Source organism: Plesiomonas shigelloides (assembly GCF_900087055.1).
In the GTDB taxonomy this organism is placed as follows: domain Bacteria; phylum Pseudomonadota; class Gammaproteobacteria; order Enterobacterales; family CAMTGL01; genus Plesiomonas; species Plesiomonas shigelloides.
Map to the genome: position 1 here is coordinate 1,781,231 of NZ_LT575468.1, position 13,657 is coordinate 1,794,887.

General features: G+C 52.0%; 13 protein-coding genes. 2 read left to right on the forward strand and 11 right to left on the reverse strand.

Going from position 1 to position 13,657, the window contains the following annotated elements; translation table 11 throughout:
- Window positions 1–193: 193 nt before the first annotated feature.
- The 3 genes from nrdG to NCTC9997_RS07815 all read right to left on the reverse strand — a co-directional run bounded on the left by nrdG (window position 194) and on the right by NCTC9997_RS07815 (window position 4,323).
- A complete protein-coding gene (nrdG, locus tag NCTC9997_RS07805) occupies window positions 194–661 on the reverse strand; it encodes an anaerobic ribonucleoside-triphosphate reductase-activating protein (RefSeq protein WP_064977768.1) in 468 nt (155 codons plus the stop codon).
- A gap of 221 nt (window positions 662–882) precedes the next feature.
- Window positions 883–3,003, reverse strand: a complete 2,121-nt coding sequence (nrdD, locus tag NCTC9997_RS07810; protein ID WP_064977769.1) for an anaerobic ribonucleoside-triphosphate reductase — start codon at window positions 3,001–3,003, stop codon at window positions 883–885.
- A 702-nt stretch (window positions 3,004–3,705) separates the two neighbouring features.
- Window positions 3,706–4,323 carry a rhomboid family intramembrane serine protease gene (locus NCTC9997_RS07815; protein WP_082935515.1) on the reverse strand — a complete coding sequence of 206 codons (618 nt, stop codon included), beginning with the start codon at window positions 4,321–4,323 and terminating at the stop codon, window positions 3,706–3,708.
- A 216-nt stretch (window positions 4,324–4,539) separates the two neighbouring features.
- On the opposite strand from NCTC9997_RS07815, the gene NCTC9997_RS07820 reads away from it, so the two are divergent.
- Window positions 4,540–6,453: a methyl-accepting chemotaxis protein gene (locus tag NCTC9997_RS07820; protein ID WP_167550132.1), complete on the forward strand. Its 1,914-nt coding sequence runs from the start codon at window positions 4,540–4,542 to the stop codon at window positions 6,451–6,453.
- Between the two features lie 189 nt (window positions 6,454–6,642).
- On the forward strand, window positions 6,643–6,867 hold the full coding sequence (tatA, locus tag NCTC9997_RS07825) for a twin-arginine translocase TatA/TatE family subunit (RefSeq protein ID WP_039044757.1): 225 nt from the start codon (window positions 6,643–6,645) through the stop codon (window positions 6,865–6,867).
- Between the two features lie 443 nt (window positions 6,868–7,310).
- On the opposite strand, the gene hypE is transcribed toward tatA, so the two are convergent.
- From hypE to NCTC9997_RS07865, 8 genes are all read right to left on the reverse strand, one after another.
- Complete coding sequence (gene hypE, locus NCTC9997_RS07830; protein ID WP_064977771.1) at window positions 7,311–8,336, reverse strand: hydrogenase expression/formation protein HypE; 1,026 nt, start codon at window positions 8,334–8,336, stop codon at window positions 7,311–7,313.
- 45 nt (window positions 8,337–8,381) lie between these two features.
- Complete coding sequence (gene hypD / locus NCTC9997_RS07835) at window positions 8,382–9,494, reverse strand: hydrogenase formation protein HypD (RefSeq protein WP_064978474.1); 1,113 nt, start codon at window positions 9,492–9,494, stop codon at window positions 8,382–8,384.
- 5 nt (window positions 9,495–9,499) lie between these two features.
- Complete coding sequence (hybG, locus tag NCTC9997_RS07840) at window positions 9,500–9,802, reverse strand: hydrogenase maturation factor HybG (RefSeq protein ID WP_064977772.1); 303 nt, start codon at window positions 9,800–9,802, stop codon at window positions 9,500–9,502.
- Window positions 9,793–11,067: a hydrogenase nickel incorporation protein HypB gene (gene hypB, locus NCTC9997_RS07845; RefSeq protein WP_064977773.1), complete on the reverse strand. Its 1,275-nt coding sequence runs from the start codon at window positions 11,065–11,067 to the stop codon at window positions 9,793–9,795. The genes hybG and hypB overlap by 10 nt, the downstream gene beginning before the upstream one ends.
- A gap of 2 nt (window positions 11,068–11,069) precedes the next feature.
- Window positions 11,070–11,411, reverse strand: coding sequence for a hydrogenase maturation nickel metallochaperone HypA (gene hypA, locus NCTC9997_RS07850; protein ID WP_064977774.1), 342 nt, complete (start codon window positions 11,409–11,411; stop codon window positions 11,070–11,072).
- Window positions 11,412–11,525: 114 nt separating this feature from the next.
- Complete coding sequence (locus tag NCTC9997_RS07855) at window positions 11,526–12,662, reverse strand: hypothetical protein (RefSeq protein WP_064977775.1); 1,137 nt, start codon at window positions 12,660–12,662, stop codon at window positions 11,526–11,528.
- A 16-nt stretch (window positions 12,663–12,678) separates the two neighbouring features.
- A complete protein-coding gene (gene hybE, locus NCTC9997_RS07860) occupies window positions 12,679–13,308 on the reverse strand; it encodes a hydrogenase-2 assembly chaperone (RefSeq protein WP_082935516.1) in 630 nt (209 codons plus the stop codon).
- The gene (locus tag NCTC9997_RS07865) at window positions 13,305–13,595 is read right to left on the reverse strand and encodes a HypC/HybG/HupF family hydrogenase formation chaperone (protein WP_064977776.1); all 291 of its coding nucleotides are present in this window, start codon (window positions 13,593–13,595) and stop codon (window positions 13,305–13,307) included. The genes hybE and NCTC9997_RS07865 overlap by 4 nt, the downstream gene beginning before the upstream one ends.
- Between the last annotated feature and the right edge of the window lie 62 nt (window positions 13,596–13,657).

The window sequence follows — 13,657 nt, forward strand, 5'->3', positions numbered from 1 at the left end:
GAGGGTGCAACAGAGAAAGTCGAGGGCACAGAGCACGGTAAGAACAGAGGCTAGTTAAAATTCGTCCAACCTCTGTTTTAGTCATGAAGACGAGCACGCTTAGAACGGGCGGCAAGCTATAAGCGCCGCACATCCCTTATCGATAAGCGTGATCGATGTTTGCTCTATCACGCTAATGCCTGCTTTAGGCAGATTACAGTTTGAAGCGGTGAATAATCTGGTTGGCGCTGCCACGCCAGACCAAACCTGGGTCAGCTTGCTCTTGCACGAACTTACCATCAACCAAAGCATCGATATACGGGATCACCGCTTGCTGCTCGGGAGTTAAGTCCGCCAGCGTGTAACCGGTCCACAGCCAGATATCTTTGCCCGGACACTCTGCTTTCACGCGCTTAACCAGCGCCAATATTGCCGAGACGTTGGCCGGATGCAATGGGTCACCACCCGACAGCGACAGACCACGGCGACGAATACGCGGATCGTTCAGATCAGCGATGATCTGATCTTCCATCGCCTGCGTAAACGGATGGCCAGAATCCGTGCGCCACGTTGATTGGTTGTAGCAACCGCGACACTGGTGCTCACAGCCAGACACAAACAGCGTGCAGCGGGTTCCTGGGCCGTTAACCACGTCCACGGGATAATATTGATGGTAGTTCACGTTACTCTTTTAACCTTTGCCGATTGAATTTGCCGTTGATGCCCAGCGCTCGGCGCTGTTGGCGGCCTTCCGATGGCAAAAATAACACCGGGATACCCTGCCCAACGGGCAATGCATCACCGGTGTTGATATTGAATTGACCGCTACGACAATTTTACTGCTTTTTACCGCTATCGCCGTTTTTGTGGCGATAGAAGGAGTGTGTCGTGGCAGTCTGTCGATTACAGGTGCTTAACCCGACGCTTCACTTCTTCTTGCTTGCCGTGGTTAAACGGACGCGCATCAGGGCTGCCCAAATAACCACACACGCGGCGAGTTACAGACACTTTGGTCGGCTCATGGTTGCCACAGCGTGGGCAGGTAAAGCCCTTACTGGTACATTCAAACTCACCGGTGAAACCACACTCGTAGCACTCATCGATTGGCGTGTTGGTACCGTAATACGGCACGCGGCTGTAGCTGTAATCCCACACATCTTCCAACGCTTCAACGTTATGCTGCATGTTCGGATATTCGCCGTAGCAAATAAAACCGCCGTTGGCGATGGCCGGATACGGCATTTCGAAATCCAGCTTGTCGTACGGGTTCACCTGCTTTTCGACATCCAAGTGGAAGCTGTTGGTGTAGTAACCTTTGTCGGTCACGCCAGCCACCACACCGAAATCTTTGGTGTCAATTTTGCAGAAACGGCTGCACAGGTTCTCACTCGGGGTGCTGTACAGGCTAAAACCGTAGCCCGTTTCTTTTTTCCATGCATCAGTGGCATCACGCAGACGCTGTACGATAGCGATGGCTTTGGCGCGCAGCGCTTCGGAGTCGTACACGTGGGTTTCGGTGCCATACAGCGCATTAATAGTTTCATGCAGACCGATATAACCCAAAGACACTGAAGCTCGACCGTTTTTGAAGATCTCGCTAACGCTGTCATCGGCCTTCAGGCGTACGCCACATGCCCCTTCCATATACAGGATTGGTGCAACACGGGCTTTAACCCCTTCCAGACGGCTGATGCGAGTCTGCAGCGCTTTTCTCGCCAGATCCAGACGATCATCCAACAGACGGAAGAACGCCTCTTCGTCATTACCCGCTTCCAACGCAATGCGCGGCAGGTTCAGACTAACCACACCCAAGTTGTTACGACCATCATGGATCAGCTCGCCATCTTCTTCGTAAGTACCGAGGAAGCTACGGCAACCCATCGGGGTCTTAAACGAGCCGGTGACTTTCACAACTTGATCGTAGTTCAGGATATCTGGGTACATGCGCTTCGTTGCACACTCCAGCGCCAGCTGTTTGATATCGTAGTTTGGATCGCCTTTTTTGTGGTTCAGGCCATCTTTTACCGCAAACACCAGTTTCGGGAATACCGCGGTTTTGCACTTTTTGCCCAGACCGGCAATCCGGTTTTTCAGGATCGACTGCTGGATCAAGCGGGATTCCCAAGAGGTGCCCAGACCAAAACCGAAAGTCACAAACGGCGTTTGACCGTTCGCGGTGTGCAGCGTGTTGACTTCATATTCCAGAGATTGGAAGGCGTCATAACACTCTTTTTCGGTACGTGCTGAGGCAAAAGCTTCTGGATCAGTAATGCCCCACTCAACCGCAACAGCATGATGCTTGTCATAGCTGGCTTTGACATACGGTGCCAGAATTTCATCGATACGGTTGATGGTAGTACCACCATAGATATGGCTCGCTACCTGCGCAATGATCTGCGCGGTTACCGCTGTGGCGGTTGAAATCGATTTTGGCGTATCAATCTCGGCGTTACCCATCTTGAAGCCGTGGGTCAACATGCCTTTGAGATCAATCAGCATACAGTTGAACATTGGGAAGAACGGGGAGTAATCCAGATCGTGGTAATGCAGCTCGCCACGCTCGTGCGCCTGCGCCACATCACGTGGCAGCAAATGTTGCAGAGCGTAATGTTTTGCAACAATCCCCGCCAGCAAATCACGCTGAGTCGGGATCACCTTGCTGTCTTTGTTGGCGTTTTCGTTCAGCAGCGCGGCGTTGCTCTGCTCAATCAGGCCACGAATTTCGTTGTTCAGACGGCTGGATTTCTCACGCGCGATATCGCGATCATGGCGATACTCAATGTATGCACGAGCCACCGCTTTATGTGGACCGGACATCAGTTGGTTTTCAACCACATTCTGGATAGTCCGAATGTCAACCTCGGTCATACCTTGCAGGGAATCTTCTACAGCTTGTGCAACGGCTTCAGCATAAGCGGGTTCCATAGCCTCCACAGTGCGAGCAGCACTGAGAACAGCATTCTTAATCAAATTTCCGTCGAACGGTACACGGCACCCGTCACGCTTAATCACAACCGGCTTCACTGAGATTCCTCCGCTAGGCGCTATCACTAACCAAACCACTAAATATTGATTGTATGATAGCACGACATACAAGATGTGGTGTATTAGGCGAGATCAGCCACAAGATTGTATTGATCTAGATCAAGTTTTTTCAGCGACCGATTCTTTCACATTCAAATTATCGATCCCTGTCTGAAAGTTCTTTCGGCGCCCTTATCAGATTCAAATTCTCTTGTTAACTGCTTTCTTAAGAAAAAAACACTGACTACTTTTTCGCCAGCGCGAAGGCAAAACAGGCATAAAAAAACCCGCCAATAAGGCGGGTTGACTGATGAGAAAATTAACGTTGTATGAACTTACTTGGCCGCATCACTGTGCTCTTCGTGCGGATGACGTTTTTCCCGTTTTTCAGCTCTGCGTTCTTGTAGAGTTTTCTGCGGCTTTTTCTTCTGTTCGTGACTCATAATAACTCTCCAATGTTGTGGTACGTCTTCTATTTACGCCCTCTTCACTGAGGAAAGCAACCGAACAGCAGACTCGCTATGGCAACTAAAGCTTACGTTTGCCGGAAAGTATGTCTGAGTTAAATTCCGTTACATCTACATACATTTAGGCCACTTTACAACACGGTGCACGTAGCGTTTGCTTCCCCGATTTTTCCCTCCTTTCTATACACAGACACAACAATAATTCATGATTGAGCCTACACCTCAAGTGTAGGTGTTACTGCACCGCACGAGCTTCACTCTCACGCTTTTTATGCCTGCGCGCACAAAAGTAGGCATACAAACCACCCACCAGTGCGCCGGATAGATGCCCTTCAACGCTGACATGCCATTGCCCTGACAGTTGACTGGGGATCAGCCCTTGCCACATCACGGCGTACAGCACCAATACCACGGCCCCAATAGCCAAGGCTTTAAAGCTGCGATGCATTAAGGCATACACCAGCAGATAGGCCCACAAACCGTAAATCACGCCGCTCAAGCCGATATGGTAAGCCGGACGACCAATACACCAGAGCAACAGGCCACCGCCAAACCAAACCACCAACAGCAACAAGATGTATTCACGGCTGCCGTAACGGCTGGCCAGCCATGAAAGCAGTGTAAACGGCAGCAGATTCGCCCACAGATGAGCCCAAGAGCCATGCAGAAGCGGCGCGAGCAGCAGTGGCATGAATAACGGCTCACTGCGCGGTAGCAGGCCATAGCGGGTTAATGCACCTGCGCCTAAGTAGTTAAACATAAACAGCACAATACAAAGCACATCAATAATCAGGATCAGCCCGATTACGGGTGGTATTTTTTTCAACCAAGACTGTTCTTTCATCTCCTGCATCAGCGTTACCTCTCACAGTTAATTATTCAGCGATTTAGATTCGGTAACCTGCAGATTTTATTGAACATCATGCAAAAATATCATCAGTGCATATCGTTAGATCACAGGTTATTGTCATATAAAATTTATCGGTTTTATAAATTTGGAATCGCGTCGACATAAGGTAGATGTAAAAAAGTATGAATTTTCCCGCTACCCTTAATCGAGATGTACTCCATGCTTTTCAGTATAAAAAATATTCCCTTTCGGATCTCCGTTATCCTACCGGCAGCATTAGTCGGGCTACTTACCGTCAGTATGATTGTCGGTTTTTTTAGTTACCAGTCCCACCAGCAAACTATCTTGACCGCGCAAATCGAGCAGGATGAAAAAACCAACCAGCAATCTATCGATCTGAACATTAAAATTTGGCAAGCCCGTCTGGCACTGTTGAACTCGATTGCCAAATTGCGCGATCTGAATGCCGCTAAAAATGCTGAAAATGCGTTAGATGCCATGCTGAAATCTGCTGACCAATATCAACCGGTCACCGATGCCGGCTACAAACTGAAAAGCGTGCTGAGCGATTACAACAAAGCGGCGCGCAGCATGGTGCAATATCACTACACGATTGATGATCAGGTGCGTTACGGCGTCACCGGCTCTGGGGCCAAATTTGATGATTATCTGGTGTATGTCTCTTCTGCCCAGTTTGGCCATGAGTATCGTAATATTTTGATTGATGCGATGACCGATATCGCCAAAACGCGGATCTATTTCAACTCTTTCCAAACAGGTCTGCGTGTTGGTGAATTGGATAAATCCATCAACTTCCTGACCTCTGCCCTGAAAAAACTGACTCCATACAGCCGCTACGATAAACGAACCGAAGAGATCGTGACGCTGGCAACCCGTTATGAAACCGCCCTGAAAAATATCCGTAATGGCATTGATGCTTATATGCAAGCGGACAAGGATACCGATAGCCTAGGCGCGGAGATCAACCAGAATCTGGTTGCGATGTCGCAGTTTATTGGTGAGCGCGGCTATATGGTCGCCGAGAAGAATCTGGAGCAGCAGCAGAGCATGTCACTGCTCCGTCTGGTGCTGGTGACGCTGTTCAGCGTGGTCGGTGTTGCGCTGGCATGGTTAGTCAGCAGTCAGCTGACGCAACAGCTGCAACAGCTATTAGCAACGGCGCACAAAATCTCTAGCAAGAATCTGGCGGAGCCGCACATCGACAAAAGCCGCAATGAACTGGGCATGTTAGCGCGTGAAATCGAGCAGATGCGTTTGAATCTGCACCATATCATCACCGATATCGCCACCAGCACTTCGCAGCTCAGTAGCGCCGCCGAAGAAGTGAGCGCGGTATCTTTGCAATCCAACTCTGGGATGCAAAACCAGCAAGATCAGCTGGGACAACTGGCCACCGCCATGAACCAGATGCAATCGACGGCCAATGATATGTCGCGCAATGCCGAAGAAGCGGCGAATGCGGTCAAAAATGCCGCCTCAGAAGCGGAATCAGGCCGCAATATCATCAAAGCGACCATCGAAACTATCGAGCAAGTGTCTGTGGATGTGCAGCAAGCTGGTCAAGTCGTGCATGAGCTGGAGCAAGAAAGCTCGCGCATCGGTGTGGTGATTGATGTGATCCGCGGAATTGCCGATCAGACCAACTTGCTGGCGCTGAATGCGGCCATCGAAGCGGCGCGTGCCGGTGAACAAGGTCGTGGCTTTGCGGTGGTTGCTGATGAGGTGCGTACTCTCGCCCATCGCACCCAAGAGTCCACCACAGAGATCAATGCGATCATTGAAAATCTGCAGCAAAAAGCCAACGCCGCGGAAAGCGCAATGGTCACCAGCTCAACGCGGATGAATGAAGGCGTGATGCAGGTGCAGAACTCTGGCAATATCATTAATCGGATGAGCGAAAATATTCTGCTCATTAATGACATGAACACCCAAATTGCGAGCGCCACGGAAGAGCAAAATGCCGTATCTGAAGGGCTGAATATTAATATCAGCAATATTAATGACGTCAGTTTTGAGATAGTGGAAGGCTCGAACCAAACCGCTAAAGCCTGTGAAGATTTAAGTGCCTTGGCCAATAATCTGCAGAAACTGACCCTGCAATTTAGAATTTAATGCTACCCGCTTAAAATCTAAATTAGGTGGTCGTTATTTTATTGCGCGAGTCAATGCACGATAAAAATTAACGACCACCTTTCTCATACCATTAAAGATATGAAACAATTGGCAGTCTAAAAAGGGTTTGCGGTAACGATTCATTCGTGGCTATTATCGGGACGGTTTATTTAACCGGAGATAATAATCATGGGATTAAGCGGAATCGGAATTCAGGAGCTCTTACTGATCGGCCTGATTGTCGTATTGGTGTTCGGCACCAAAAACCTGCGTAATGTGGGTCGTGATCTGGGCGGTGCGGTACGCGATTTCAAACGTGCACTGAGTGGTCAGAACGAGAACAGCGCACATATGGAGATGCCAGGGTTAAACGAGCAAAAACCTGCTTCACCGGATAATAAATCTTCCTCTTGAACGTTATGTTCTATCCATCATTGTCGGTATCACGGTGATGGCAATTGCCACCATTTGATAATGAGCCGCAATCACTGCAGCGCCAGTATTATTGATAACTATTATTAATAACTACTGACGCTATTTACTTTAGCGTTATATCTAGTTGATTCGCTTCGCCCTATCCATTTCCGCTTTACTTTTTTCGCTGTTATCCTTCCTCTGTTTTATTTGTCTTACGGCTCCCTATCCCTTTTGATATTGCTCTATTTTGAGATTTCTTTTGTTTGTTTTTTTAGGAATTTCACTTTGCGTTACCGAGTAAACAAGTCATGAACGAATTGCATACATGAAAAAGCCGCCGTTTTATCACAAACAGCGGCTTGTCCCTTTATCTCTATTTTTTATCTCTGCTTTCGCTTTGTTTTAGTTTTGCTTTAGCGTTTTCTTTAACTGTTAGGACGTTAGCAAATGCGCGGTAATGGCTCGCTGTGCGGCAAATCGAGCAGACGCGCTGCGCCAAACGCACCCATCACTTTCACTTGCCGATTTTCGGTGACTGAGCCAATACAGGTGGCATGACGACCCAACGGATGGGCACGCAAGCACTCCAACACGGCTTCTTCAGCCTCTTCGGCCACAATCAGCACCAGTTTCCCTTCATTGGCAAAATTGAGCGGATCGAGCCCCAACAGCTCGCAAACACCGCGCACCACCGGTTGCACCGGTAATACCGATTCAGCAATCATCATGCCGCAACCGCTAGCCTGCGCAAACTCGTGCAACACCGCAGTCACGCCGCCACGGGTCGCATCGCGCAAGGTGCGAACCCCCGAGATCGGATGCAACGCGGCAATCATGCCATTGAGCGGCGCACAATCACTTTGCAGATCGGCATCTAGCCCCATTTGCTCACGCAAATTCAAGATGGTGGCACCGTGGTCGCCCAAAGTACCGCTCACAATAATTCGATCACCAACGCGAATTTGGTCACAGCCCCACTGCACCGATGGAGGGATCACGCCAATACCCGCGGTATTGATGAAAATCTTATCGGCAGCGCCACGATGCACCACTTTGGTATCGCCCGTGACAATCTGTACGCCCGCGTCTGCAGCAGCAGCGGCCATCGAGCGAACCACACGCTCTAAATCTGTCAGTGGCAGCCCCTCTTCGAGAATAAAGCCACAAGAGAGGTATTTCGGGATAGCGCCGCCGACAGCAACATCGTTCACCGTACCGCAGACTGCCAGTTTACCGATATCTCCCCCAGGGAAGAAAATCGGGTCGACCACGAAGCTATCAGTGCTGAACGCTAACCGATCGCCGGTTGCGGCCAGTTCAGCGAGCGGGATCCGCGCCTGATCTTCTTGGCGCGTGAGCATCGGGTTGGCAAAAGCCTGCATAAACAGATCGCGGATCAGGGTTTGCATCGCTTCGCCACCACTGCCGTGAGCCAGTGTTACCACGTCTTGGCGCTGTGTACTCATGGTTATCTCGATTTGTTGTTTATCGCTTAAAAAAGGTTCTGATTATCATGCCTGACGGCGGTATTGGTAGTAGGCGGCGCACGCCCCTTCCGAAGACACCATCAGCGCACCAAATGCGTTTTGTGGATTACAACCGCTGCCAAACAGTGGGCAATCTGCCGGTTTGCATCGGCCAGTCAGCACATCGCCACAACGGGCACGTGGGTCATCAGCGGCAGCGCCTACCTGTGGCTGGAAGATCCGCTCGGCGTCAAAATCAGCATAGGCATCACTTAACATCACGCCGGAGTGTTCAATTTCCCCCAGCCCCCGCCACTCACTGCTTGGGCGCAGGATAAAGACGTCATCCATCGCGCTGAGAGCAAGATTGTTGCCAGCGTCTGGCACGATGCGTCGATATTGGTTATCGACCCGCGCCACGCCTTCAGCCACTTGCTCCACCAGCATTAAGATCGACTGCAAGATATCTAACGGCTCAAAACCGGTGATCACCAACGGTTTTGCGAACTCATCGCAAATAAAACGGTACGGCTCAGCACCGATCACCATACTGACATGGCCCGGCGCGAGGAAGCCATCAATGCGCACGTCCGGTTGTTGCAGCAAAGTTCGCAATGTTGGGATGATGGTGATGTGCTGGCAGAAGATGCTGAAGTTACTCAACCCCTCGCGACGCGCTTGCTGCACCGTCAGCGCGGTACTTGGCATGGTGGTTTCAAAGCCGAGAGCAAAAAAGACCACGTGCTTATGGGGATTATCACGCGCGATTGCCAATGCATCGAGTGGCGAATACACGATACGGATATCCGCGCCACGGGTTTTGGCGTCGCGCAGTGCGCCGCGCCGCCCAGGGACGCGCATGGCATCGCCGAAGGTGCAGAAAATCACGTTATCGCGCTCGGCGATATCGATACAAGCATCAATACGCGCCATCGGCAGCACGCACACCGGACAGCCCGGCCCGTGCACAAACTCGATGCTGTCAGGCAGGATCTGATCCAAACCGAACTTGAAGATGGCATGGGTATGGCCGCCGCACACTTCCATCAGTTGCAGCGGCTTTTGTGCATTGTAAGGCAGCGTTTGCATTACGCTCTGAATGCGCGCCAGCAAACTGGTTGCCAGCGCCGGATCGCGAAATTCATCGACAAACTTCATCGCATTCATGACGCGCTCTCCGCTTTCTGCGCTGCTTGACCATTCAGCGCACCAAAGTCATCCACTTCGTGACCGAGCGCCTGCATGCTGTGCAGCGCATCGAGGGTCGCCTGCGCCTCTTGCTCATCGAGCAAACTCATGGCAAACCCCACATGCACCAATACCCACTGACCAATCAGATCAGCCGGAGCGCCGGTACATACCAGCGCAGCATTCACTTCACGTTTGACGCCGCACACATCCACCACGGCGGTCACGCTAGCTTCATCACGAATGGCGACAATTTGCCCCGGAATGCCTAGGCACATACCTGCTCCTCCAGCCAGCCCAGCCATTCGTCCATGCCGTCACCGCTACGCGCGGAAACTTGAATCACGCGGATATCCGGATTGACACGACGCGCATTGGCAATACAAGCATCCACATCAAAGGTCAGATAAGGCAGCAGATCGGTTTTATTCAGCAGCATCAGAGACGCCGCAGCAAACATATCAGGGTATTTCAGCGGCTTGTCTTCCCCTTCGGTCACCGACAAAATCGCCACTTTATGGCGCTCGCCAAGATCAAAGCTGGATGGACACACCAGATTACCGACGTTCTCGATAAACAAAATGCTGCCAGACTCGGGCGCTAAACGCTCGGAAGCATCACGCACCATTTGCGCATCCAGATGACAGCCTTTGCCAGTATTAACCTGAATCGCACGCACACCGGTGGCGCGGATACGCTCAGCGTCATTACTGGTCTGCTGGTCACCTTCAATCACGGCGCACGGACGCTGCCCTTGCAAGCGGCGCAAGGTTTCCGTCAGCAATGTGGTTTTACCGGAGCCTGGGCTAGACACCAGATTCAGCGCCAGAATTTGCTGCGCGGCGAAATCTTCGCGATTGTGAGCTGCGATATGGTTGTTTTTGCCCAGAATATCTAATTCAATTTGCAGCATGCGGCGCTGGCTCATCCCCGGAGCATGGGCGCCGGCAAGGCCGTGGCCATAATGCATGTCATCCTGCTCACCTTGCGGCTGCAGTGCTGGCTCTTCTGCTTCAACAGATGCAGCATGATGATGGTGCGCGTGCTGATGGTCATGATGGTCATGATGGTCATGATGGTCATGATGGTCATGATGGTCATGATGGTCATGATGGTCATGATGGTCATGATGGTCATGATGGTCATGATGGTCATGATGGTCAGCCAGTGTGACGTTGTCACCTCTTACCGGAAAGTGATAATGGTAATGATGATGCACATCGCCGTTATGGTGATAGTGATGGTGGACAACAACACTGCCCGCATTACCACTTAACTCGCCGACTGCTGGCACGGCACTGGCTGCGGAGCTATGCGCGTGATGCACGTGCGAGTGGTGATCGTGGTGGTGCCCGTGTGAATGATCATGACCGTGAGAATGCTCATGTGAATGAGCATGGTTATGACCATGATGGTGGCTATGACTATGTTTATGAGCATGCCCGTACCCATGATCATGGTGATGAACATGAGAATGATGCTGTCCGTGTGCATCCCCTTCAATCCGGACTTCGCCTTCGGCGCAACCGCATGTCGTACACATGGTTATTCCACCTCTATTTCCTGAATTCGTAATGTTTCACCGTCATCCACACGCAGACGGTATCCCTGACAATGCGGACACGCCTCGCCGCGCTGATTGATCAGCACGGTCTGACAGCAGTCCCAGCACCATGCCTGTGCCGGTTTGACCCGCACGTGCAGTTTACACCCTTCCGCCAGCGTGTTACGGCTAACGGCGTCAAAACAAAAGGTCAGCGCAGAAATTTCGACACACGCCAGTGCGCCGACTTCCAGCCACACGGCAGTCACACGCCGCACGCCATTTTGCGCGGCTTGCTGCTCAATTACCTGCATCGCACTTTCGCATAGCGCCATTTCATGCATGTCAGTTCGGCCTGTTTTCGATGAGTCTGCGCTGGCCACGATTCTTCGCACGGCCAGCGTTAATGTTCTCGATTAAATGCGTCAATTCACAATGACGCTTTTGATTTTGTTGCCTCATGCTGTCGCATCATTCTGTACCTCAATGGGTGCACAGACGATCTCAAAGCCAACACAAGGATCTATCGCGCGTAGCAGCAATTCTGTCGCGCGCAAGGCTTGTTGCCGATCGTCGGCCGTTTGGCCATTCAACGCCTGCTCCAGTAGTCCACCGCGGGCAAAATAACGATCAGTGGGTGCATCGATTTCCCAGCGAGCAATCTGCCAGCGAGCAAGTTTAGGATCGTCATCGCTAGCGGTATTCTGCACCGTGATGCGATGAGACAAACTGCCGCGCGACGCCATCGCGTGGCCACTTACTCGCCATGTACTCGGCGACATATCCGATGATTCGCCCTTCTCGCACGTAGCCGTTTGGTCTGCGCCAGAGAGAACAACTTGCTCCGCTGGCTCCGCAATCAAACGCGCCATTTCCAGCCAGCGCGCGGTTAAACGGGCGGCGATGCCGTTGCCATAACGGCCAATCAATGCCTGAATCAGGGGATGCGCGTATTGGCGGCTAAATGCCCCACTTTCCGGCTGCGAGCAGGTTGACTGCGCGCCAAACGAAAGCAACGGCAGATAGCGGTGCAGTAATGCCGGATAGGGCGCGGTGGAGTGTTGCATCCACGCCATCCAATCCTCAAAAGAGGCCAACGAGCAAAATGCCTCGGCGCTCAAGCCACACAGATGAGTAAACGCGGTTTCCCAACCTTGTCGATCGAGGTGACGTAAGACGCGGGTATCGGCCAAAAAGGGCATCGCATCGCCATCAAGCGCTAACAGCTGCCAGTTTTGCCACGCATGTTCACGCATCCATTCAGCCGCTAGCTGTTCAGTTGGCGGACTTTGTATCTGCGCCGGAAGTAAAACGAGGGATGGTTGCGCTAACGTGGCAAAGGCTTGCGCGGCGGCTGTTTGCTGCGCAATTGGACATAACGAGAGCAAATGTGGCAGACGTTGCCACGCCGTTTCGATAGGCAAACCCGCCAGCGCACGCCCTGCATCTGGCCGCACGCAGCTGACCTGCGCCGCCAGCGCTACGCGCCCTTGCGCCAGTGGTGATAGTTGCAATTGCACACGCACACCGCCGGTAAACGGCAGTGTGTTTGCTGTTGGTTGCACGGTAATGGGCTTAGGTTGTTGCTCCGGCATCACACAAGTCCATTTACTACTTACTTACTGACTGAGGCTGCGGCTCTGCGGCGTAGCGACGGCCACTGAGCAAGGCGCGACGCGACAAATTCTGTGGCGCATCCACATCCGTCACCGGAATGGCTAAAACCTGACGGGAGACATCCGTTGCCAGTTGCAGAGCTTGCTCGGCTGACATAGCCGGATCCAGCGGCGACATCAGCGAGCAGGACAAATACTGCCCGATAGCCTCAATTTCGCTGACATGAAATACCGCATTGCCAAACGGTAGACGCAAGCCCAAACGTTCACCCAGCGGGCGCGAATCCCAGACTTGGTCAGACCCCGGTAATACCAGAATGCTCAGCATCCAAGGCGTTAGCATGACCCCAACCCACTGCCCTTCGTAGCACTGAAAACCCAGCGCACGAACCGGCACTTGTGCGCGGAAAAAAGGCAGCGTCTGCATCTCGCCTTGTGCAATCTCGCTGAACGTCTGCTCCAACAACGCTGCCGGATTGGTGGCAAAACCCAGCCACTCACGTGCAGGAGTTGGCGCTGGAGTCACTGGCGCTACATCAGGAAACAAACCCAGTTCTTGATTCAAATCGATATCACTGAGTCCGAACGCTTGCGCTTCTTGGCGCAGCAAGGTGTCGAGGTTCATTTCGACACCTCCGAATAGCGCATGGCGGAAGGCAAATCGGCATCCGCAATCAAATCATCCGGCAAATCGCCATTTAACAGCGCCTGCATCGCCGACAGCGACGCTTCAGCATCTTCGGCGCTCATGCGACTCGCCGCAAAACCGCCGACTTGAACCAACAAGTAATCACCAACGTTGACCGGTTCATCCAGCAACAGCAGGCTCACTTCTCGCTGCTGGCCGAAACTGTCCACACAGGCCAGTTGACCATTCACGGATAACACCCGGCTGGGAATACCGATACACATCAGAGAACTCCTTGTCTGTCTGATTGACTATCTACCTGACAGTCTGAAAAAGCTTCAGAATC